The sequence below is a fragment of the Pseudomonas sp. R32 genome (assembly GCF_009866705.1).
GTDB lineage: Bacteria > Pseudomonadota > Gammaproteobacteria > Pseudomonadales > Pseudomonadaceae > Aquipseudomonas > Aquipseudomonas donghuensis.
Genome location: NZ_CP019396.1, coordinates 1524769 through 1543397, shown reverse-complemented (window position 1 = coordinate 1543397; position 18629 = coordinate 1524769). Strand labels below are relative to the sequence as shown.

At 63.9% G+C, this 18629-nt stretch carries 21 protein-coding genes; 14 read left to right on the top strand and 7 right to left on the bottom strand.

Features of this window, described 5'->3' with window-relative positions; genetic code table 11:
• Positions 1-11 precede the first annotated feature (11 nt).
• Positions 12-875 (bottom strand): PHP domain-containing protein, encoded by an 864-nt coding sequence (locus PspR32_RS07085; protein WP_010223025.1) that lies wholly within the window; start codon positions 873-875, stop codon positions 12-14.
• Positions 876-941: 66 nt separating this feature from the next.
• Here PspR32_RS07085 and PspR32_RS07080 point away from each other — a divergent pair, with 66 nt between their 5' ends.
• The 6 genes from PspR32_RS07080 (at position 942) to PspR32_RS07055 (ending at position 5041) form a co-directional block, all read left to right on the top strand.
• A complete protein-coding gene (locus PspR32_RS07080) occupies positions 942-1550 on the top strand; it encodes a septation protein A (RefSeq protein ID WP_159388258.1) in 609 nt (202 codons plus the stop codon).
• Position 1551: 1 nt separating this feature from the next.
• Positions 1552-1851: a YciI family protein gene (locus PspR32_RS07075; protein ID WP_010223027.1), complete on the top strand. Its 300-nt coding sequence runs from the start codon at positions 1552-1554 to the stop codon at positions 1849-1851.
• A gap of 121 nt (positions 1852-1972) precedes the next feature.
• Positions 1973-2377, top strand: a complete 405-nt coding sequence (locus tag PspR32_RS07070) for a translation initiation factor 2 (RefSeq protein WP_010223028.1) — start codon at positions 1973-1975, stop codon at positions 2375-2377.
• Positions 2378-2384: 7 nt separating this feature from the next.
• Positions 2385-3062, top strand: a complete 678-nt coding sequence (locus PspR32_RS07065) for a response regulator transcription factor (RefSeq protein ID WP_010223029.1) — start codon at positions 2385-2387, stop codon at positions 3060-3062.
• A gap of 119 nt (positions 3063-3181) precedes the next feature.
• The gene (locus PspR32_RS07060; RefSeq protein WP_010223030.1) at positions 3182-3643 is read left to right on the top strand and encodes a Spy/CpxP family protein refolding chaperone; all 462 of its coding nucleotides are present in this window, start codon (positions 3182-3184) and stop codon (positions 3641-3643) included.
• A 63-nt stretch (positions 3644-3706) separates the two neighbouring features.
• A complete protein-coding gene (locus PspR32_RS07055) occupies positions 3707-5041 on the top strand; it encodes a sensor histidine kinase (protein WP_159388257.1) in 1335 nt (444 codons plus the stop codon).
• Positions 5042-5164: 123 nt separating this feature from the next.
• On the opposite strand, the gene PspR32_RS07050 is transcribed toward PspR32_RS07055, so the two are convergent.
• Positions 5165-5719 (bottom strand): NAD(P)H nitroreductase, encoded by a 555-nt coding sequence (locus tag PspR32_RS07050; RefSeq protein ID WP_010223032.1) that lies wholly within the window; start codon positions 5717-5719, stop codon positions 5165-5167.
• 100 nt (positions 5720-5819) lie between these two features.
• On the opposite strand from PspR32_RS07050, the gene PspR32_RS07045 reads away from it, so the two are divergent.
• Positions 5820-7274, top strand: a complete 1455-nt coding sequence (locus tag PspR32_RS07045) for a TrkH family potassium uptake protein (RefSeq protein ID WP_010223033.1) — start codon at positions 5820-5822, stop codon at positions 7272-7274.
• Here PspR32_RS07045 and PspR32_RS07040 read toward each other — a convergent pair.
• Positions 7231-8310, bottom strand: a complete 1080-nt coding sequence (locus tag PspR32_RS07040) for an AraC family transcriptional regulator (protein ID WP_010223034.1) — start codon at positions 8308-8310, stop codon at positions 7231-7233. The genes PspR32_RS07045 and PspR32_RS07040 overlap by 44 nt on opposite strands.
• A 161-nt stretch (positions 8311-8471) precedes the next feature.
• Here PspR32_RS07040 and PspR32_RS07035 point away from each other — a divergent pair, with 161 nt between their 5' ends.
• Both PspR32_RS07035 and PspR32_RS07030 read left to right on the top strand, forming a co-directional pair.
• Positions 8472-8783 carry a DUF962 domain-containing protein gene (locus tag PspR32_RS07035; protein ID WP_010223035.1) on the top strand — a complete coding sequence of 104 codons (312 nt, stop codon included), beginning with the start codon at positions 8472-8474 and terminating at the stop codon, positions 8781-8783.
• 96 nt (positions 8784-8879) lie between these two features.
• Positions 8880-9476 carry an HD domain-containing protein gene (locus PspR32_RS07030; RefSeq protein WP_010223036.1) on the top strand — a complete coding sequence of 199 codons (597 nt, stop codon included), beginning with the start codon at positions 8880-8882 and terminating at the stop codon, positions 9474-9476.
• Here the strand turns inward: PspR32_RS07030 and PspR32_RS07025 are convergent.
• Positions 9447-10289 carry a UDP-2,3-diacylglucosamine diphosphatase gene (locus PspR32_RS07025; RefSeq protein WP_010223037.1) on the bottom strand — a complete coding sequence of 281 codons (843 nt, stop codon included), beginning with the start codon at positions 10287-10289 and terminating at the stop codon, positions 9447-9449. The two genes, PspR32_RS07030 and PspR32_RS07025, sit on opposite strands and share 30 nt — an antisense overlap.
• 135 nt (positions 10290-10424) lie before the next feature.
• Between PspR32_RS07025 and PspR32_RS07020 the strand changes: the two genes are divergently transcribed.
• Both PspR32_RS07020 and PspR32_RS07015 read left to right on the top strand, forming a co-directional pair.
• On the top strand, positions 10425-11189 hold the full coding sequence (locus PspR32_RS07020; protein WP_159388256.1) for an AraC family transcriptional regulator: 765 nt from the start codon (positions 10425-10427) through the stop codon (positions 11187-11189).
• A gap of 78 nt (positions 11190-11267) precedes the next feature.
• Entirely contained in the window at positions 11268-12152 is an 885-nt protein-coding gene (locus PspR32_RS07015; protein WP_100783138.1) for a DMT family transporter, read from the top strand.
• Positions 12153-12155: 3 nt separating this feature from the next.
• On the opposite strand, the gene PspR32_RS07010 is transcribed toward PspR32_RS07015, so the two are convergent.
• Positions 12156-12440: a SelT/SelW/SelH family protein gene (locus PspR32_RS07010; protein ID WP_010223040.1), complete on the bottom strand. Its 285-nt coding sequence runs from the start codon at positions 12438-12440 to the stop codon at positions 12156-12158.
• A gap of 70 nt (positions 12441-12510) precedes the next feature.
• Here PspR32_RS07010 and PspR32_RS07005 point away from each other — a divergent pair, with 70 nt between their 5' ends.
• Positions 12511-14700, top strand: coding sequence for a patatin-like phospholipase family protein (locus PspR32_RS07005; protein WP_159388255.1), 2190 nt, complete (start codon positions 12511-12513; stop codon positions 14698-14700).
• Positions 14701-14706: 6 nt separating this feature from the next.
• On the opposite strand, the gene PspR32_RS07000 is transcribed toward PspR32_RS07005, so the two are convergent.
• Positions 14707-15141 carry a MarR family transcriptional regulator gene (locus PspR32_RS07000; protein WP_010223043.1) on the bottom strand — a complete coding sequence of 145 codons (435 nt, stop codon included), beginning with the start codon at positions 15139-15141 and terminating at the stop codon, positions 14707-14709.
• A 118-nt stretch (positions 15142-15259) separates the two neighbouring features.
• A complete protein-coding gene (gene recQ, locus PspR32_RS06995) occupies positions 15260-17398 on the bottom strand; it encodes a DNA helicase RecQ (protein ID WP_010223044.1) in 2139 nt (712 codons plus the stop codon).
• Positions 17399-17643: 245 nt separating this feature from the next.
• Here recQ and PspR32_RS06990 point away from each other — a divergent pair, with 245 nt between their 5' ends.
• Together PspR32_RS06990 and PspR32_RS06985 are read left to right on the top strand one after the other, a co-directional pair.
• Positions 17644-18231 carry a UPF0149 family protein gene (locus tag PspR32_RS06990; protein WP_010223045.1) on the top strand — a complete coding sequence of 196 codons (588 nt, stop codon included), beginning with the start codon at positions 17644-17646 and terminating at the stop codon, positions 18229-18231.
• A 10-nt stretch (positions 18232-18241) separates the two neighbouring features.
• Entirely contained in the window at positions 18242-18607 is a 366-nt protein-coding gene (locus PspR32_RS06985) for a YbaN family protein (RefSeq protein WP_010223046.1), read from the top strand.
• Positions 18608-18629 lie beyond the last annotated feature (22 nt).

Sequence of the window (18629 nt, the reverse complement as noted above, 5' to 3'; positions counted from 1 at the left end):
TCTCTTCCTGTTCAGACTGCCGCGATAGGCTGCTCATATTTGAATCGGCGCCACAGGGGTGGCAGGTCCTCTGGCAATGGCCGGTAGACACCGATCTCGCCCCAGGTGCCCGGGCCATGGAAATCACTGCCGGCACTGGCCAGCAGACCGAATTCACGGGCCAGGATCGACAGAGTGCCTACCTGTTCAGCCGGCATCATGCCGTTGACCACTTCCAGCGCCTGGCCGCCTGCTTGAATATAGTCGGCAATCAGCCGGCGGCGCTTGCTGCGGGTTAAATCGTAGTGCATCGGATGGGCCAGGCTGACCCAGGCATCGGACTGGCGCAGGGTCTGGACGGTGTCCTCCAGGGTTGGCCAATGCAGCTTCACATCGCCCAGCTTGCCGGCCCCCAACCACTTGCGAAACGCCTCGGCGCGGTCTTTTACATAGCCTGCGCGCACCAGGTACTCGGCAAAATGCGGGCGCGCCGGGGCATTGCCGCTGTCGCCCAGCTCCTGCTGAATGGCCCGGGCACCCTCGAGCGCACCCTTCATGCCCTTGAGCGCCAACCGTCGGTCGATTTCTTCCGAACGCAGCCAGCGACCACGGTGCAGCGACTCGACCGCGGCCTGCAATGGCGCGGCGTCGAGCGGGAAGTTGTAGCCCAGCACGTGGATGGTCGCCCCGCCCCAGGTGCACGACAGCTCGATGCCGCTGACCCACTGCATCCCCAGCGCCTGGGTCGCGGCGCGCGCTTCGAGTTGGCCCTCGAGGGTGTCGTGATCGGTCAGTGAGAGCATCCGCACGCCGTGCTCATGGGCCCGGGCAACCAGTGCCGTTGGCGACAAGGCGCCGTCGGAGGCCGTACTGTGGCAGTGCAGATCAACATTCATAGGTGGCGCTTTCGCTGTCATTGATGTTTGTTATTATGCCGACACATCCTGCTTCTGGCTGCCACTGTGAAACAATTCATCGATTTCATCCCGCTGCTCCTGTTCTTCATCGTCTACAAGCTCGAACCGCGTGCCGTCGAATTCGCCGGGCACAGCGTCGAGCTCGGTGGCATCTACAGCGCCACGGCGATGCTGATCATCAGCTCGCTGGTGGTCTACGGCGCCCTGTTCATTCGCCAGCGCAAGCTGGAGAAGGGCCAGTGGCTGACCCTGGTCGCCTGCCTGGTATTCGGCGGCCTGACCCTGGCCTTTCACAGCGAAACCTTCCTCAAATGGAAGGCGCCGGTGGTCAACTGGCTGTTCGCCCTGGCCTTTGCCGGCAGCCACTTCATCGGTGAGCGGGTGCTGATCAAGCGCATCATGGGCCACGCCCTGACCCTGCCGGAGCCGGTATGGACGCGCCTGAACATCGCCTGGATCGGCTTTTTCCTGTTCTGCGGTGCGGCCAACCTGTTCGTCGCCTTCACCTTCCAGAGCATCTGGGTCGACTTCAAGGTGTTCGGCAGCCTGGGCATGACCGTGCTGTTCCTGGTGGCCCAGGGCCTCTACCTGTCCCGCCACCTGCATGACGCCGACCCCAGCACCCCGCCTTCAACCCCTAAGCACGAGGAATGACATGCTTTACGCCATCATTGCCACAGACGTAGCCGATTCGCTGGAAAAACGCCTGGCCGCCCGCCCGGCGCACATCGAACGCCTGCTGCAGCTCAAGGAACAAGGCCGTGTGGTCCTGGCCGGCCCGCACCCGGCGATCGACAGCAACGACCCCGGCGCCGCTGGCTTCACCGGCAGCCTGATCGTCGCCGAGTTCGACTCGCTGAGCGCCGCCCAGGCCTGGGCCGATGCCGACCCGTACATTGCCGCTGGCGTCTACGCCAACGTCATCGTCAAGCCGTTCAAGCAAGTCCTGCCGTAATCCCCTGGGGCGGTGGCCGAGCAGGCACACCGCCCTTTGCAGCTTTCGCTGCGCAACTGCTCATTATTCTCGCCTGATGGCCGACAACCTCCTGAACCACTCAATGGAATCAGGAGTTCCGATGCGTCAAGGTCCGTTGTCCCTGCTGCTGTGCCTGTTGCTGCTGACCCCCTTCGCCCAGGCCGAAGAGCCCGCCGGCTCCAGCACCCCGTTGTCGCTCAGTGCCGGTAGCCAGATCACCGAGCTGCAACAGCGCCTGAAGGAAAGCGAGCGCTTGCGCGAAACCCTGGTCCAGCAACTGCACAACGCCGACAGCGAACGCGAAAGCGCCCAGCTCACCCGCCTGCGCCAGGAAAACCAGCGCCTGAAACTGGCGATCAAGGAATCACAGGCCAGCGCCGCACCGAAACTCATCACCGACCAGCAACAATGGTTTTTGATTGGTGGCGCAGTTGCCCTGTTTGCGGCACTCTGCGGTATCTTTGCCAGTGGCGGACACAGAAAGCGTCGGCAATGGTTGAATTGAGTGAGTCATGAGCGAGCTGTTACTGATTGATGATGACCAGGAACTCTGCGAGCTGCTCGGCAGCTGGCTGACCCAGGAAGGTTTCGTGGTACGTGCCTGCCACGATGGCCAGAGTGCCCGCCGGGCCCTGGCTGAACAAGCGCCGGCCGCCGTGGTGCTGGATGTGATGCTGCCCGACGGCAGCGGCCTGGAACTGCTCAAGCAACTGCGCAGTGAGCACACCGAATTGCCGGTGCTGATGCTCTCGGCCCGTGGCGAGCCGCTGGACCGCATTCTCGGCCTGGAACTGGGTGCCGACGATTACCTGGCCAAACCCTGCGATCCGCGCGAGCTCACCGCCCGTCTGCGCGCCGTGCTACGCCGCAGCCACCCGAGTGCGACGCCCAGCCAGGTGGAAATTGGCGACCTGTGCTTCAGCCCGGCCCGTGGCGTGGTCAGCATCGATGAGCACGAACTGACCCTGACCCTCTCCGAAAGCCGCATCCTCGAAGCCCTGCTACGCCAGCCCGGCGAGCCGCTGGACAAGCAGGAACTGGCACAGCTCGCCCTGGGCCGCAAATTGACCCTGTACGACCGCAGCCTGGACATGCATGTCAGCAACCTGCGCAAGAAGATCGGCCCGCACGCGGACGGGCGCCCGCGCATCGTTGCCCTGCGCAGCCGCGGTTACTACTACAGCCTGTAATGTCAGCACGGCGACCAGGCGTCTTTACTCAAGCTTTACCCTTGCCTGACCGCCACTGACCTTGATCTCTCTAGACTGGGTACATCCGGTAATCACCGGCCTCAAAAAGGAGAGTTACCATGCGCAAGACCCTTATCGCCCTGATGCTCGCTGCCGCCCTGCCTACCGTCGCCATGGCCATGCCTGATGCTGGCGGCCCTCCGCACGGGGAGCATCATAGCGAGCACCAAGGCGAGTACCACCGCGGTGGCGGCGAGCACCACCGCGGTGGAGCGCCTTTCGCCCAGCTGGACCTGAGCCGCGAACAGCGCCAGCAGATCGGCAAGCTAATGGGCGAGCAGATGAAGAGCCGCCACGAAATCACCCAGCGCTACCTGGAAAAACTCCCGGCCGCCGACCAGCAGGCCCTGAAAGATGAGCTCAAGGCCAAGCGAGACAAAACCCAGGCCGAGATTCGTGCCCTGCTCAAACCCGAACAGCAAAAGCAGTTCGACGAAATGAAGAAGAAGCAGGATGAACGCCGCGCCGAATGGGCCGAGTTCAAAGCCTGGAAAGCTGAAAAAGCCAAAAAGGCCCAGTAAGCTGTCAGTCGCCCGCCCGGCCTGCCCCAGCAGACCGGGCTTTTTCCGTTAGAGGTGTCTCTTTTGCGTTCATTGTTCTGGCGCATCCTGGCCAGTTTCTGGCTGGCCATCGCCCTGGTTGCCGGGCTGTCGATCCTGCTCGGCCACATGCTCAACCAGGACGCCTGGATTCTCAGTCGCCATCCAGGCCTCAGCACCCTGGCCAAGAACTGGACCCAACGCTATGAGCAGCAAGGGCCAGAACATGCCCAGCATTACCTGGAACACCGCAAGCGCCGCTACAACATCGACGTGCAGGTACTCAATGACAGTGGCGATGCCGTGGTACCTGGGACCTTCCCGCGCCGCGCCGCCGCTTTCGAAGCACGCCGCCACAATGACGAAAGGCACCTGCCGTGGCGACGCCTGACCGAGGAGTACACCAGCCCCGACAGCGGTGAGACCTACCTGTTTATCTACCGCATTCCGCACCCGGAACTGGACGCCTGGCACCGCGACAGCCTGCTCTGGCCGCTGAGTGCGCTGGGGATTGCCTTGGTGGTGCTGACCCTGTTCAGCCTGCTGGTGACCCTGTCGATCACGCGCCCCCTGAGCCGCCTGCGCGGCGCCGTGCATGACCTGGGGCAAACCGCCTACCAGCAGAACAGCCTGGCACGCCTGGCCAACCGCCGTGATGAGTTCGGCGTGCTGGCCAATGACTTCAACCGCATGGGGGCTCGGCTGCAGAGCCTGATCGGCAGCCAGCGCCAGCTGTTGCGCGATGTATCCCATGAACTGCGCTCGCCCCTGGCACGCCTGCGCATCGCCCTGGCCCTGGCCGAACGCGCCGGACCCGAGCAGCGCCAAGCCCTGTGGCCACGCCTGACCCGCGAGTGCGACCGTCTGGAAGCGCTGATCAGCGAGATTCTGGTGCTGGCCAGGGTCGACGCCGAACAAGCACGGGCTGAGCCGGTGAACCTCGATACGCTGTTGGCGTCGGTGCACAAGGACGCGCAACTGGGCGCGCCGGAGCAGGAGATCCAGCTGCAGCATGAAACCGGGCTGCACCTGCAAGGCTGGCCGACCCTGCTTGAGCGGGCGCTGGACAACCTGCTGCGCAATGCGGTGCGCTTCAATCCTGCCGGGCAGCCGATCGAAATCACCGGGGTACGGGATAACGACAGGATTGTACTGAGCGTGCGCGACCATGGCCCCGGCGTGGCCCAGGAGCATCTGGCGCAGCTGGGCGAACCGTTCTTCCGCGCGCCCGGGCAAAGCGCCGCGGGCCACGGCCTGGGGCTGGCCATTGCGCGCAAGGCGGCGGAGCGCCATGGCGGCAACCTGAGCCTGGGCAATCACCCGGAAGGCGGGTTTGTGGCCAGGCTGGAATTGCCGCTAGTCGGGCCGGGCAAGGCTTGAGAATGCCGGGGCTGCTGCGCAGCCCATCGCTGGCAAAGCCAGCTCCCACAGGTCCGGTGCACACAGGTCCACTGTGGGAGCCGGCCTTGCCGGCGATAGGGGCGGCACAGCCCCTACAAAAACTTACCCCCAGGCACTGACGAAGTCAGCGGTCGCCAGCACCGGCGCCGTGCGCGGCTCATGCTGCGGCGTACCCAGGTACAGGAAGGCGATGATCTCTTCGTTATCCGCCAGCCCCAGCCCTTTGGCCACATGCTTGCTGTACGACAGCTCACCGGTGCGCCACACCGCACCGATACCCTGGGCATGGGCGGCCAGCAGAATGCCATGGGCCGCACAACCGGCCGCCAGGCGCTGCTCGGACTGCGGCACCTTGAAATGATCCTGCAGGCGCGCGACCACAACCACCAGCAACGGTGCCCGCAAGGGCATGGCCCGGGCCTTGTCGAGGGCCGCGTCGCTGGCGTCACCGTTGAGTTTCACCGCGTCGGCCAGCAACTGGCCAAGCTTGAAGCGCGCCTCGCCCTCGACCGTCAGAAAGCGCCAGGGCCGCAACTGGCCGTGGTCCGGCGCACGCAGGGCGGCCCGAAACAGCGCCTCGCGTTGTGCGGCATTAGGTGCCGGGTCCATCAGACGTGGAACCGAAACACGGTTGAGCAATGCGTCGAGAGCCTCCATTGGCTACCCCTTGTGAATAAATGTCAGGCTATTCTAGCGTTTACTTAAAAAGGTCCATAGGTAGAATGGCGCCCTTCCGTTTCGAGTCAGAGCAGATCACATGGCGTTGCCGACCTTAAGGATCATTGGTTTCATCATCGGCATCTTCCTGATCACCCTGGCGATCAGCATGGTCGTGCCCATGGCCACCCTGGTGATCTTCGATCGCACGGGCGACCTGCCGTCGTTCCTCTGGGCCAGCATGATCACCTTTGTTGCCGGCCTTGCCCTGGTCATCCAGGGCCGCCCCGAGCACGTGCACCTGCGCCCCCGCGACATGTACCTGCTGACGGTCAGCAGCTGGCTGGTGGTGTGCATCTTCGCTGCCCTGCCGTTCTTGCTGACCCAGCACATCAGCTACACCGATGCCTTTTTCGAAAGCATGTCCGGTATCACCGCCACCGGCGCTACCGTCCTTAGCGGCCTCGACAGCATGTCGCCAGGCATCCTGATGTGGCGCTCGCTGCTGCACTGGCTCGGCGGTATCGGCTTTATCGCCATGGCCGTGGCGATCCTGCCGCTGCTGCGTATTGGTGGCATGCGTCTGTTCCAGACCGAGTCCTCGGACCGCTCGGAAAAGGTCATGCCGCGCTCGCACATGGTCGCCAAGTCGATCGTGCTGGTGTACATCGGCATCACCACCCTCGGCGCCCTGGCGTTCTGGCTGGCCGGCATGAACGTCTTCGATGCGATCAACCATGCCATGTCGGCGATTTCCACCGGTGGCTTCTCCACCTCCGACCAGTCCCTGGCCAAATGGGACATGCCGGCGGTGCACTGGGTCGCGGTGGTGGTGATGATTCTTGGCAGCTTGCCGTTCGCCCTGTACGTAGCGACCATCCGCGGCAACCGCAAGGCACTGATCAAGGACCAACAGGTGCAGGGGCTGCTGGCCATGTTGCTGGCCACCTGGCTGGTGCTGGGCACCTGGTACTGGGCCACCACCGACCTGCACTGGCTCGACGCCCTGCGTCACGTGGCGCTGAACGTGACCTCGGTAGTGACCACCACCGGTTTTGCCCTGGGCGACTACAGCCTGTGGGGCAACTTCTCGCTGATGCTGTTCTTCTACCTGGGCTTTGTCGGTGGCTGCTCGGGCTCGACCGCCGGCGGGATCAAGATCTTCCGCTTCCAGGTCGCCTACATCCTGCTCAAGGCCAACCTGAACCAGCTGATTCACCCTCGGGCGGTGATCAAGCAGAAGTACAACGGTCACCGTCTCGATGAAGAGATCGTGCGTTCGATCCTGACGTTCTCGTTCTTCTTCGCCATCACCATCTGCGTCATCGCCCTGGCCTTGTCGCTGCTGGGCGTCGATTGGATGACGGCGCTGACCGGTGCCGCCAGCACCGTATCGGGCGTTGGCCCGGGCCTTGGGGAAACCATAGGCCCGGCGGGCAACTTCGCCACCCTCCCGGATGCGGCAAAGTGGATCCTGGCCTTCGGCATGCTCCTTGGCCGCCTGGAAATCATTACGGTGCTGGTGCTATGTATGCCGGCGTTCTGGCGTCACTGACCGATCCATTCTCCAGCGGGGCTGTCGCGGCCCCGCTCAAACGCGCCCGGTACTCGCCAGGCGTGGCGTTGAACCAACGGCGAAATGCCCTGAAGAAATTGCTCGGGTCGGCAAAACCCAACAGGTAGGCGGCTTCCAGCAGGGTCATGTTGGGTTGCGCCAGGTACTGCTCGGCAAGCTCCCGACGGGTATCGTCCAGCAACGTCTGAAAACTCGTGCCCTCTTCCTGCAAGCGCCGCTGCAAGGTGCGCTGCGACAAGTGCAGGGCCTGGGCGATGGTTTCACGCTTGGGCTCGCCCTGGGGCAGCACCCGGCACAGCACCTGGCGTGCACGGTGGGTGACGCGGCTTTCCGAGAAACGCGCCAGGTACTCGCCGGCAAAACGGTCGTGCAGCACGGCCATGGCTTCATTGGCGGTTGGCAGCGGCGCCTCCATGTCGGCGCGCTCGAACACCAGCGCATCGTGCGGCGCGCTGAATTCCAGCGGGGCATGGAAGGCAGTCTTGTAAGGTGTCAGGTCCTTGGGCTGCAACCCCTGGATCAGCACCCGGCGCGGCTGGATCACCCGCCCGCTGAGCCAGCTGCACAGCGACAGCGCGCAGGCCAGCGAGGCTTCGGCGCTATGCCGGGTAGGCGGCAGGTGATCGCCATGGACGGTAAGAATCAGCGCATAACCATCGGGCTGCAGACGAAAACTCAAGTCGGAGCTTTCAGCGATGATCCGCTGATAGCGCACCAGCCGCTCGAAACCTTCGGCCAGGGTGCGGCTCGACATCAGCGCGTAACCGACCACATGAAAGGACGCCGGGCGTACCACCCGTGCCATGTTCAGGCCGATCGCCTGGTTGCCGGAAAGATCGACCGCCAGTTGCCAGAGGCGGGTCATGGAATCCTGGGTGAAACGTGCGTCGGGGTCGTCGAGCGAAGCGAAATCCAGGCCAAGTTGCTTGAACATGGCACGGCAATCGAGCCCTTCCAGTTCGAGTGCCTTGACGATCCCTGATGCCCAGCTTGCTGAAGTGGTTCTTTCGCTCATGGCTGGCTTCTTTTCTTACCGGCAAGCCGCTCCTGCGGCGAACTCAAAGGATACTCAATTGGCGCCTATTGTCACTGCTCTGTCGTGTTACTCACTCTAGACTCAGATCAGGCTCCACGCCGTGTATCTTCGTCAGGTCGAGAAGCCTCTGGAGCAATGTCGTGAACAGCCCTCAGCAGTTTCGCAGTTTTGCCGAGTTCTACCCTTACTACCTGAGCGAGCACAGCAACCCGATGTGCCGCCGCCTGCATTTCGTCGGCACCAGCCTGGTCATCGCCGTGCTCGCCTTTGCCGTGGGCAGCGGCAGCTGGCGGTCGCTGCTGGCCTTGCCCTTTGCCGGTTACGGCTTTGCCTGGGCCGGGCACTACTTCTTCGAGAAAAACCGCCCGGCCACCTTCACACACCCGCTGTACAGCCTGATCGGCGATTTCGCCATGTACCGCGACATGTTGCGCGGCAAGATCAGCTTCTGATTTCGGCCCGCAAGGCCAGAAACCCGTCCCGCGCGGCCACTGTCCCGACCAACGGTGCGGGTAGAGTGCCTTGAAACACCGCGTCTCGGAGCGCCGATGAATCAGCAGGCTCGTTTCATTCACATGCAGGACGGTACCGAACAGGACTGGGCAATCATTGCCGATGACTTTCGGGCCTATGCCAGCCAACTGGCCAACCGCATCCTGGCGCACTTGCGCCTGCTCGATGGCGACTTTGGCGGCTTTCCCATCGACCGCCTGAGCCATTCGCTACAGACCGCCACCCGCGCCTGGCGCGACGGGCGTGACGAGGAGTACGTGGTCTGCGCGTTGCTGCACGACATCGGCGATACCCTGGGCAGCTACAACCACCCGGATATCGCCGCCGCCATCCTCAAGCCCTTCATCAGCCCGGAAAACCTGTGGATGGTGGAGAAGCACGGGATCTTTCAGGGCTACTACTTTTTCCACCACCTGGGCATGGACCGGCACCTGCGCGAGCAATTCCAGGACCATCCGCAGTACCAGCAAACCATCGAATTCTGCGCCCGCTACGATGCAGCGGCCTTCGATCCGGCCTACGACAACCTGCCCTTGAGCTTTTTCGAGCCCATGCTGCAGCGCCTGTTCGCCCACCCTCGGCAGTCAATCTACAGAGCTGCGCTACAGCAGCCCGCCGCCGCCACCGCCTGAGTCAACCAGCGCCGCAAGCCCGGCTTGGCGCCGGGCGGCTTCGGCCTGGGCATCGGCCAGGCGATAGAGCTCGATGCTGCCATCCCAGTGCTCGATCAGCGCCGAGCACGACTCGACCCAATCGCCACAGTTGAGGTAATCCACCTCGCCGACCTTGCGGATCTCGGCATGGTGGATATGCCCGCACACCACACCGTGGAAACCGCGCTTGACGCATTCATGAGCGATGGCCTCCTCAAAGTCGCTGATGAAGCTGACGGCGGTCTTGACCTTGTGCTTCAGGTACGCCGACAACGACCAGTAGCCGTAGCCATAGCGGGCACGCCAGTGGTTGAGCCAGCGGTTGAGGGTCAGGGTGAACTCGTAGGCCGAATCGCCCAGAAACGCCAGCCAGCGGTGATAGCGGGTGATCACGTCGAACTGGTCGCCATGAATCACCAGCAGGCGCCGGCCATCGGCCGTCAGGTGCTCAGCCTGGTCGACCAGCTGGATATTGCCCAGCACCAGTTTGGAGTAGCGGCGCAGGAACTCGTCATGGTTGCCGGTGACGTAGATCACTTCGGTGCCACGCTTGCTCATGGTCAGCAAGCGGCGGATCACGTTGGTGTGCGCCTGGGGCCAGTACATGCCGCTGCGCAGCTTCCAGCCATCGATGATGTCGCCGACCAGGTAGATGCGGTCGGCCTGATAGCCCTTGAGAAACTGCGACAGGTGCTCGGCCTGGCAATCCCGGGTGCCCAGGTGCACGTCCGATATCCACAAGGTGCGTACGCGCTGTTTGCGCGAGGGTCTGGCAAGCTCGGCACGGGTCATCGGCAGGCTCCGGGAAGGTTTGCGCCAGCTTGCCAAGCGGTGGTTAATCGAAAGTGACCATCAAGTGTCGATCTGATGACATGCCCGCCCCGCCGCTCAGCCTGTACACTGCGGCGATTGCCGGAGGACCTTTCGATGAGCAGCGGCCCGATTCTTTCCCTGCGCCATTATCGCCACGACCTGATCGCCCATAGCCACGAACACCCGCAATTGGTGTTCGGCCTGCGCGGGCGCCTGGAGTTCGAGGTCGAAGGCCGCGGTGCGCGGCTTGATCGCCAGGACCTGATGGTGGTCCCGGCCGGCAGCCACCACACCTGCGGCAGTGCCGCCGGCAGTGATTGCCTGGTGCTGGATATCCCCGCCGACGATTGGCTGAGCCAGCGCCTGGGCGCGCACCTGGATGCCAGTCAACGCCTGCTGGAGCGGGCCGGGTCATTGAACCTGGACCATCGCCAGCAGCAACTGGTGGACTGGCTGGCGGCAAGCCCGATCAACGACCCGCTCATTGCCCAGCAGGGCGCGGTATTGCTGCTGGCCAGCCTGAGCAGCAGCGCGGCACCGGCAACGGCGACACCGTCACTGCCGTACGCCCGCTTCGACGCCCATATCGAGCAGAACGCTGCCTACCCGCTGCAGGTAGCCGACCTGGCGCGCCTGGCCGGGCTGTCCAGCGCGCGCCTGCATGCGCGGTTCATGGCCGAATGCGGGGTCACGCCCATGGACTATGTGCGCCAGCGCCGCCTGCTGCGTGCACGCCAGTTGCTGCGCAACACCCAGTTGCCGATCGGCGAGATCGCCTGCCAGGTCGGCTACAGCTCGCAAAGCGCCTTTGCCGCCGCCATGCTCAAGGCCTTTGGCCGCTCCCCCGGCGCCTTGCGGCGAGACTCTGAAGACAATTGACGCGAGGACCGCGACAGACAGTGGCAGCGACCGGCTCGTAAACTGACGCCGCTGCCCTGCCCTACCACAAGGACCACCATGAACCACCGCACTGCCCTCGGCGCCCTGCACATTGGCGCATTGTTCTTCGGCCTGACCGGCGTGTTCGGCAAACTGGCCAGCGCCGCGCCTGCGATCATCGTCTTCGGCCGCGCCGCCTTTGCCGTGCTGGCCCTGGGGGTGTTCGCAGGCTTCGCCCGCCAGGCCTGGCACCCCCTGCAGGCGCGGGACTGGCAACGTCTGGCGCTGGGTGGTGTATTGCTCGCCGGGCACTGGGTGAGTTTTTTCATCGCAGTAAAAGTTGCCGGCGTCGCCATCGCCACCCTGGGCTTTGCCAGCTTTCCGGCCTTTACCGTGATCCTTGAAGGGCTGCTGTTTCGCGAACGCATCCGCAGCAACGAGATCATCCTGGTGCTGCTGGTGAGCATCGGCCTGGTGCTGGTGACCCCGGACTTCGACCTGGCCAGCCAGGCCACGGGCGGTCTGCTCTGGGCCCTGCTTTCAGGCCTGTTGTTTGCGCTGCTGTCGCTGACCAACCGCGCCGGTTCCGGGCGCATCCCGGCGGTGCAGGCAGCGCTGTGCCAGAACGCCGTGGTCGCCTTGTGCCTGCTGCCAGCTGCGGCGCCCGCGCTGGGCGCCGTCAGCGCCATGGACTGGCTGTGGATCGGCCTGCTCGGGGTATTCTGCACCGGCGTGGCCCACAGCCTGTTCGTCGCCAGCCTGGCGGTGATCAAAGCGCGCACCGCCGCCGTAGTGTTTGCCCTGGAGCCGGTCTACGGCATCGCCATGGCCTGGGTCATCTTTGCCGAAACCCCGACCTTGCGCATGTTGCTCGGTGGCGTGCTGATCATCCTCGCGATCGTTGTTTCCAGCCGTCTGGCGGCCAGCAACCCACCAGCCAAGACCGTGGCCGTAGAGGGTTAAGGATCAGGGCCGGTCGCTGTGACCGAGGTCGCGCTGCGGATCGATCTGGTCGCGCACGCGCTGCTTGAGCACCTTGGCTTCGGGGAAGCCGCCATCAGCCTTGCGCTCCCAGATCTGCACACCATCGCAGGTGATCCGGAAGGTGCCGCCCGTGGCAGGCTCAAGGGCCACCCGGGCCAAGTCATCGCTGAAGGTGCTCAACAGTTCCTGGGCCAGCCAGGCGGCGCGCAGCAGCCATTGGCATTGGGTGCAGTAGGTAATGACAATTTCCGCTTTAGGCGTGGACATACACTGAACGTCTCCTGACAGGTGGGCATGCTTATACTAGCGGTCTTTAGCCTTCGCTCCGAGAGCCATGATGCACCGCCTGCTGTTATCCCTGCTGCTGTTGTTCGTTTCCCTCCCGCTGCTGGCAGCCGAAGCGCCCCGACCGAAAGTCGGCCTGGTACTCTCCGGCGGTGCTGCCCGTGGCCTGGCGCATATCGGTGTGCTCAAGGCCCTGGAAGAACAGGGCATCAAGGTCGATGCCATTGCCGGCACCAGCATGGGTGCGGTGGTGGGCGGCCTGTACGCCTCCGGCTACAAGGTCGAGGAGCTGGAAAAACTGGCGCTGGGCATCGACTGGCAACAGGCGCTGTCCGACGCTCCGCCGCGCAAGGACGTGCCGTTCCGGCGCAAACAGGATGACCGCGACTTCCTCGTCAAACAAAAGCTGAGCTTTCGCGACGACGGCAGCCTGGGCCTGCCACTGGGGGTGATCCAGGGCCAGAACCTGGCGCTGCTGCTGGAAAGCATGCTCGCCCACACCAGCGACACCCGCGACTTCGACAAGCTGCCGATCCCCTTTCGCGCCGTGGCCACCGACATCGCCAGCGGCGAGAAAGTGGTATTTCGCCGTGGCCACCTGCCCCAGGTGATTCGCGCCAGCATGTCGATCCCGGCGGTATTCGCCCCGGTCGAGCTCGATGGCCGGCTGCTGGTCGATGGCGGCATGGTCGACAACATCCCGCTGGACGTTGCCCGCGAAATGGGCGTGGATGTAGCCATCGTCGTCGATATCGGTACCCCGCTGCGCAGCCGCAAGCAACTGACGACCGTGGTCGATGTCCTCAACCAGTCGATCACCCTGATGACCCGGCGCAACTCCGAGGAGCAACTGGCGGCCCTGCACCGCGACGACATCCTCATCCAGCCACCGCTGTCGAGCTTTGGCGTCACCGATTTCGGCCGCGCCCAGGACATGATCGACGTCGGCTACCGCGCGGCCCGCGCCCTGGATGCACGCCTGGCGGTGCTCAAGCGCCCGCCAACTACCGATGGTGAGCTGCTGGCCGCCCGTTCACCGAGCCAGCGCACCCCGGTGATCACCGCCATCCGCATCGAGAACGACTCGAAAGTCAGCGACGACGTAATCCGCTACTACATTCGCCAACCCATCGGCGAGCCGCTGGAACTGGGCCGCCTGCAGACCGACATGGGCACCCTCTACGGCCTGGACTACTTCGACCGGGTGCAATACCGGGTGGTGCACAAGGGTAACGACAACACCCTGGTGATCAACGCCCGTGGCCGTCGCGGCGGCACCGACTACCTGCGCCTGGGCCTGAACCTGTCGGACGACTTGCGCGGCGACAGCGCCTTCAATATCGGCGCCAGCTACCGGGTCAATGGCATCAACACGCTCGGCGCCGAATGGCTGACCCGCGCCCAGATCGGCGACCAGCAGGAGCTTTACAGCGAGTTTTATCAGCCGCTGGACGCTGGTTCGCGTTACTTCATCGCCCCATACATCGACCTGGGCTCGCAGAACATCGAGGCCACCCTGGACGACGACCCGATTGCCGAGTACCGCCTGGAACGCTACGGCTTCGGCCTCAACCTGGGGCGCCAGATCGGCAACAACGGTGAAGTGCGTTTCGGCGTTGGCCAGGCCTGGGGCCAGGCCGAGGTGCGCATCGGCGACCAGGACCTGCCCAAGGTCAACTTCAACGAAGGCTTCTATGAGCTCAAGTATTCGTTCGACACCCTCGACAACGTCTACTTCCCCCATAGTGGCGAAGACATCAACCTGACCCTGCGCCAATACGACCCGAACCTGGGCTCGGACCAACGTTACCGGCAGTGGGATTTCAATCTGGACAAAGCCATGAGCAGCGGCCCCAACACCTGGGTGGTGGGTGGCCGTTACGGCAGGACCCTGGATGATGCCGAGGTGGTCACCTCAAGCTTCGTGCTCGGCGGCGCCCGGCAACTGTCGGGTTTTCGCCAGGACTCGGTGTCCGGGCAGAACGTCAGCCTGATGCGCGTGGTCTATTACCGCCGCCTGACCCCGCGCGCCTACCTGCCGCTGGACTTCCCGCTGTACCTGGGCGGTTCGCTGGAACGCGGCCGGGCCTGGAACAACGACAACGAGTTCGACAGTGGCTACATCAATGCAGCCAGCATCTTCGTCGGTTTCGAGACGCCCCTGGGGCCGCTGAACTTCAGCTACGGGGCCAATAGCGAGAATCAGAAGGCGATGTACCTGAACCTGGGTCACACCTTCTGAGGGGGCTCAGGACTTTTCCAGGTTGGCCAGGATTCGTGCATGGACGCGCATGCAGATGCGCAGTTCCTCTTCGTCGACGCCGACAAACAGCTCGGCGCGCAGGGCGTTGGCAATGGTTTCGATCTGCTCGATCAGCGGCGTGGCCGGCGGGCAAAGGACGATCTTTTTCGCCCGACGATCCTCCAGCACCGCCTGACGGCGTACCAGGCCCTGGGTTTCCAGGCTGTCGAGCAGGCGAGCCAGGGTCGGGCCTTCGACCCCGACACTCTGGGCCAGCTCGCGCTGGGTCGGTGCTTCGTCGAATCGGGCCAGATGCAGCAGCACCAGCCAACGGGCCTGGGACAGGTTCAGCCCGGCCAGGCGGCGATCCAGTTCGGCGCGCCAGCCGCGGGACATGTGTGCCAGCTGCATCCCGAATTTGTGTTGGTCGGTCAACGGCATAGAGAAACTCATCATCAGAACTAATTATTAGTCAGCTAATCATGACCGTGAGCCGCAAGCAAGGCTCATACGGCTGGCAGTGCTTCGATAATCGTTATAAATGATGACAAAGCCGGGTTTACATCTCGAATTCAGCCGCCAGCGCAGCCCGCACGCAATACAGCACGCCTTCGGGCACCCGTGCGCCAAACTGTTCGGCAATGGCTGACACCGGCGGCAGCTCGCCTTCACCATCGAGGAAGGCATCCTGTATCTCGCCCAACAACTCTTCCGGCAGGTCCAGGGCCTGGTCCAGCGACAGTTCCTGGCGGCCGATGGCTTCGGCGAGCAAGCTGTAGACGTTCTTTTCGCTGCAGTTCAACTGCCCGGCGATCTGCATCGGGGTCATGCCGGCACGGGCCAGGCTGACCAGTTCGTGGCGCAGGTCGGTGACGATCTTCGGCGCCTCGACGCCACCGCCCAGCACTTCGAGGAAGGCTTCGCCGTAGCGCTCCAGCTTGCGCGCGCCAACACCGCTGACCCGGCCCATTTCGCTGAGGCTGGTGGGCTGGCTGCGTAGCATTTCCAGCAGGGTCGAGTCGGGGAAGATCACATAAGGCGGTACGCCGTGCTCTTCTGCCAGCTTGCGCCGCAGCGCCCGCAGGGCTTCCCACTGCTCGCGCTCGTCGCCGCGCACCAACTGGCTGGCCGGGCTGCCGCCACTGCTGGCGCCGCCCTTGCTGCTGGTTTGTGGCTTGAGGTCCTTGCGCAACTCAAGGCTGACTTCGCCGCGCAACAACGGCCGGCAGCTGTCGGACAGGCGCAGGCCACCGTAGCCTTCGAGGTCGATGTCGGCCAGGCCGCGTGCCACCAGCTGGCGGAACAGCGAGCGCCAGTCGTGCTCGGAACGGTCCTTGCCAACGCCATACACGGCGAGCTTCTCGTGGCCGAAGTTGCGGATCTTTTCGTTGTCGCGGCCCAGCAAGACATCCACCAGGTGGCCGACGCCATAGCGCTGACCGGTGCGATAGACCGCCGACAGCGCCTGGCGCGCAGGCTCGGTGGCGTCCCAGGTCTGCACGCCATCGATGCAGTTGTCGCAATGACCGCACGGCTGGGGCAACTCTTCGTCGAAGTAGTTGAGCAGGGTCTGACGGCGGCAGCGGGTTTCTTCGCACAGGGCCAGCATGGCATCGAGCTTGTGTTGCTCGATGCGCTTGTGGCGCTCGTCACCCTCGGAGTTCTGCAGCATCTGCTTGAGCATCACCATGTCCTGCAGGCCGTAGGCCATCCAGGCATCGGCAGGCAGGCCGTCACGACCGGCACGGCCGGTTTCCTGGTAGTAGGCCTCGAGCGACTTGGGCAGGTCCAGGTGGGCGACGAAGCGCACGTTGGGTTTGTCGATGCCCATGCCGAAGGCGATGGTGGCGACCATGATCAGGCCTTCCTCGTTGAGGAAGCGCCGCTGGTTGGAGGCCCGGGTCTCGGCAGGCAGGCCGGCGTGGTAAGGCAGGGCCGGGAAGCCCTGCTCACACAGGTAGGCGGCCACATCGTCGACCTTCTTGCGCGACAGGCAGTAGACGATACCGGCGTTGCCACGCCGCTCGCCGAGGAACGCCAGCAACTGCTTGCGTGGCTGCTCCTTGGGCACGATGCGGTAGAAGATGTTCGGCCGGTCGAAACTCGACAGGAAACGCTCGGCGTTCTGCAGGTGCAGGCGGGTGACGATCTCTTCGCGAGTGCGCATGTCCGCGGTGGCGGTCAGGGCAATGCGCGGCACATTCGGGAACAGTTCGGCCAGTTGCCCCAGTTGCAGGTACTCGGGACGGAAGTCATGGCCCCATTGCGATACACAGTGGGCTTCGTCGATGGCGAACAGGGCGATGTCGAGGGTGCGCAAGAAGTCGAGCATGCGCGGCTGCACCAGGCGCTCGGGGGCCAGGTAGAGCATCTTCACCTCGCCCCGGCGAATACGCCCGGCCAGCTCGCGCTGCTGCTCGGCGCTGAGGGTGGAATTCAGCGAGGCGGCGGCGACGCCCAGCTCGTCGAGGGTCGCCACTTGGTCATCCATCAACGCGATCAGCGGTGACACCACCACCGCCAGGCCCGGGCGCAGCAGGGCCGGGACCTGGAAACACAGCGACTTGCCGCCGCCGGTGGGCATCAGTACCAGCGCATCGCCACCCTTGGCCACGCACTCGATGATCGCACCCTGGCGTCCCCGAAAGCTGTCGTAACCGAAGATGTCCTTGAGGACGCGCTGAGCCTGTTCGAGCATAAAAACTCCAAAAATCGCAGAACCATCCTGGGCACAGGCTGGACGAAAAACCCGCTGGCAACACGCAAAAATGCGTAAGCGGCTTTTACCCGACCCCCGAGTTGCGAGGGCCCTGGGATAAAAACCGGGCATTATACCGGAGCCTGCGACCTTGCAGGATGCTCTGCGATAGACGTCTTCCTTTGCATCGTTTGCGCTGCAAGGTGCTAGAATTCAGTATCGTTTATTCCCAAGGTAGCCCCGTAATGTCCTTCGCCGAGCAACTGACCCGCCTGCAAGCCTTCCTCGACGCCGACGAGCTGCACGAAGAGGCGCTGGACTACGTGGCCGCTCACGGCTTCCTGACCGCGCTGTCGATTGGTGCCGAGGAAATCCCCGAGCGCGAATGGATCGATGCCCTGTTCGCCGAAGAGCCGCATTACAAGGACGACGCCCAGCGTCAGGACATCGAAGCCACGCTGATCCAGCTCAAAGCCCACGTTGCCCGCCAACTGGCCAGCGACGAGGAATTCGAGCTGCCTTGCGACCTGGACCTGGGTGACGACCCGGATGACTCCGACCTGCGCGGCTGGTGCATCGGCTTCATGGAAGGCGTATTCATGCGCGAGGAAGCCTGGTTCGAGACCGCTGAAGAAGAAGTCAGTGAAATGCTCCTGCCGATCATGGTCGGTTCCGGCTTGTTCGATGAACAGCCAGAGTTCGCCGACATCGCCAGCGACGCCAACCTGATGGACGACATGATCGTGCAGATCCCGGAAGCCCTGACTGCGCTGTACCTGTTGCTGCACGCACCGGACGAAAAACCGGCACTGCTCAAGCCTCGCCACCACTGAGTCGGCGTCAATGCGCTACCTGCTGCTGGCCACCGGCTGGCTCAGCGTTGCGCTGGGGGTGATCGGGATCTTCCTGCCGGTACTGCCCACCACCCCGTTCCTGCTCCTGGCCGCTGCGTGCTTTGCGCGCAGCTCGCCGCGCTTTCACCACTGGCTGGTCAACCACCCCAAGCTCGGGCCGTGGATTCGTGACTACCTCAGTGGCGAAGGCATTCCCCTCAAAGGCAAGGTCTACGCCATCGGCCTGATGTGGCTGAGCATCGGTTTGTCCTGCTACCTGGTGCCGCTGATCTGGGCGCGGGGGTTCATGCTCACCAGCGCGGTGCTGGTGAGCATTTACATCTTGCGGCAAAAGACCCTGCGGCGTCCGTCCTGAGCCAGCTCCCACAGGTCTACAC

Excerpts from the sequence above, each read along its gene's own strand:
- PspR32_RS07085 (WP_010223025.1), bottom strand. The coding sequence starts at position 875 with ATGAATGTTGATCTGCACTGCCACAGTACGGCCTCCGACGGCGCCTTG.
- PspR32_RS07075 (WP_010223027.1), top strand. The coding sequence starts at position 1,552 with ATGCTTTACGCCATCATTGCCACAGACGTAGCCGATTCGCTGGAAAAA.
- PspR32_RS07070 (WP_010223028.1), top strand. The coding sequence starts at position 1,973 with ATGCGTCAAGGTCCGTTGTCCCTGCTGCTGTGCCTGTTGCTGCTGACC.
- PspR32_RS07065 (WP_010223029.1), top strand. The coding sequence starts at position 2,385 with ATGAGCGAGCTGTTACTGATTGATGATGACCAGGAACTCTGCGAGCTG.
- PspR32_RS07060 (WP_010223030.1), top strand. The coding sequence starts at position 3,182 with ATGCGCAAGACCCTTATCGCCCTGATGCTCGCTGCCGCCCTGCCTACC.
- PspR32_RS07050 (WP_010223032.1), bottom strand. The coding sequence starts at position 5,719 with ATGGAGGCTCTCGACGCATTGCTCAACCGTGTTTCGGTTCCACGTCTG.
- PspR32_RS07045 (WP_010223033.1), top strand. The coding sequence starts at position 5,820 with ATGGCGTTGCCGACCTTAAGGATCATTGGTTTCATCATCGGCATCTTC.
- PspR32_RS07040 (WP_010223034.1), bottom strand. The coding sequence starts at position 8,310 with ATGAGCGAAAGAACCACTTCAGCAAGCTGGGCATCAGGGATCGTCAAG.
- PspR32_RS07030 (WP_010223036.1), top strand. The coding sequence starts at position 8,880 with ATGAATCAGCAGGCTCGTTTCATTCACATGCAGGACGGTACCGAACAG.
- PspR32_RS07025 (WP_010223037.1), bottom strand. The coding sequence starts at position 10,289 with ATGACCCGTGCCGAGCTTGCCAGACCCTCGCGCAAACAGCGCGTACGC.
- PspR32_RS07020 (WP_159388256.1), top strand. The coding sequence starts at position 10,425 with ATGAGCAGCGGCCCGATTCTTTCCCTGCGCCATTATCGCCACGACCTG.
- PspR32_RS07015 (WP_100783138.1), top strand. The coding sequence starts at position 11,268 with ATGAACCACCGCACTGCCCTCGGCGCCCTGCACATTGGCGCATTGTTC.
- PspR32_RS07010 (WP_010223040.1), bottom strand. The coding sequence starts at position 12,440 with ATGTCCACGCCTAAAGCGGAAATTGTCATTACCTACTGCACCCAATGC.
- PspR32_RS07005 (WP_159388255.1), top strand. The coding sequence starts at position 12,511 with ATGCACCGCCTGCTGTTATCCCTGCTGCTGTTGTTCGTTTCCCTCCCG.
- PspR32_RS07000 (WP_010223043.1), bottom strand. The coding sequence starts at position 15,141 with ATGCCGTTGACCGACCAACACAAATTCGGGATGCAGCTGGCACACATG.
- recQ (WP_010223044.1), bottom strand. The coding sequence starts at position 17,398 with ATGCTCGAACAGGCTCAGCGCGTCCTCAAGGACATCTTCGGTTACGAC.
- PspR32_RS06990 (WP_010223045.1), top strand. The coding sequence starts at position 17,644 with ATGTCCTTCGCCGAGCAACTGACCCGCCTGCAAGCCTTCCTCGACGCC.
- PspR32_RS06985 (WP_010223046.1), top strand. The coding sequence starts at position 18,242 with ATGCGCTACCTGCTGCTGGCCACCGGCTGGCTCAGCGTTGCGCTGGGG.